This window comes from Kandleria vitulina DSM 20405, assembly GCF_000702065.1.
Lineage (GTDB): Bacteria > Bacillota_I > Bacilli_A > Erysipelotrichales > Coprobacillaceae > Kandleria > Kandleria vitulina.
Genome location: NZ_JNKN01000072.1, coordinates 1 through 1644 on the forward strand (window position 1 = coordinate 1; position 1644 = coordinate 1644).

Sequence of the window (1644 nt, forward strand, 5' to 3'; positions counted from 1 at the left end):
TAAGTGTGAAACAAAAATCAATCAAAACGTATAAAAAAAGACAAACTTAAAAACAAGTTTGAATAATTTACAAAAAATAGAATAATTGAATATTATTGTTTAGTTAATTTAGAAACATCGAAACCTGATTTCTTAAGAAACTCAATCGCTGATTCTTCTGTTAAATCTTGTTGCTTTATAGGTGGCTTAGGATTTCTAAATGATTCATAATCTGAAGGATTAAATGTCTCTCCAGTAAGAATCATATGGTATATACTGACAAGCATCATTCTTGCAATTGCGATAATGGCTTTCTTGTGGCCTCGTCTCTTTTTGATACGAGAATACTTAATTCCAAAATAGCCCTCCTTATCTTTGATTGCTCCAAGAGCACACTGAACTAATAAAGGTTTTAAATATTGACCTGCTTTAGAAATACGAACTGATTTTTTCTTATTAGCACTTTCGTTATTTGCAGGTGCTAATCCAGCCCAACAGGTTAGTTGTTTATCTGATTCGAATTGTTTCATATCTACTCCGATTTCTGAAATAATAAGAATTGCAGATAAAGTGCTGATACCTGGTAGTTGGGTGATGTGCATGAATTGATCGAACATTGGTGCTGCACGTTTCATTATTTCGATTTCACAGTTATCAATATGGACTTGTAATTCTTCTATATGAGTCATTGATTCATTCATTTTAAACCTTTGATCAGTTTCGATATTGCAGTGTTTAATGGAATCTAGAATCTTATCTTTATTTTTACACGATCCATGGATACATTTCAAAATTTTCTCATCTTCAATGATATCTGACTCAAGTACTTCTTTCATGATTGCTTGTGCAGACTTTCCAAACGGATCTGAAAACACAGAACCAATACCGATATTGGAAACTGTCATACAGTTTTGATATCGATTACGTTCAGAGGAACGCATTCCAACCAATTTATAGCGATAGCGAGATATTTCTCGTAAAGCTCTTATTTCTTTGGGCGGTATAAAAGAAAATTTGATTAGATCATGTTTAAATAAATCACAGATCCATTTTGAATCTTTCTTGTCAGTTTTCTTTCCTTTAATTGCTTTGACATATTTTGGATGAGTTAAGTAAATATTGATTTCATCTTCTAAGATGTTGAAAATTGGAATCCAATATTTACCAGTAGATTCCATGCATGCATCAAAGCATTTGTGATTAATGAGCCACTGTTTAAGATTCAGTAAATCAGGGTTTAAAGTTGAAAACGTTTCTTGGATGTATTCGGTAATACGAGTTTTCTTATTAGTAATACCGATTGTAGCCACAATGATATTCTTGTGAACATCCATGCCACAGCAGATTGGTCTAACAATCTTCATAAAAAAATCTCTCCTTTCATTGAAAGAAGAGAAGTGGCATTGACTGCTATCTAAGCTAATCACTCAGTTGATTGTACAATCATAAGTGTCCTGGCTCTAAGTCCAACTTATTTGTGCTTGAAAAGATAGCGGCGACTTATAAACATTCAGGATATTCTATTTGAGCAGAATTGCCTACTCACCTTCACGTGCTCTGTAGTATACCACCTCTCTTTGATTATACTATTATATCGAGATGCACACTAGAGTTTTGGTGGATTTGAGTTTGGTTATATATTTGTGTCCGCGCAACGAAGGCGCG

Annotated in this window: 1 protein-coding gene; it reads right to left on the reverse strand. The window is 33.4% G+C overall.

Annotated elements, in window-relative coordinates; translation table 11 throughout:
* Nucleotides 1-92: 92 nt before the first annotated feature.
* Entirely contained in the window at nucleotides 93-1343 is a 1251-nt protein-coding gene (locus T513_RS0109575) for an IS110 family RNA-guided transposase (protein ID WP_031589908.1), read from the reverse strand.
* Between the last annotated feature and the right edge of the window lie 301 nt (nucleotides 1344-1644).

What these genes read in the sequence shown, in the direction of transcription:
- T513_RS0109575 (WP_031589908.1), bottom strand. Translation starts at nt 1,343, where the DNA reads ATGAAGATTGTTAGACCAATCTGCTGTGGCATGGATGTTCACAAGAAT.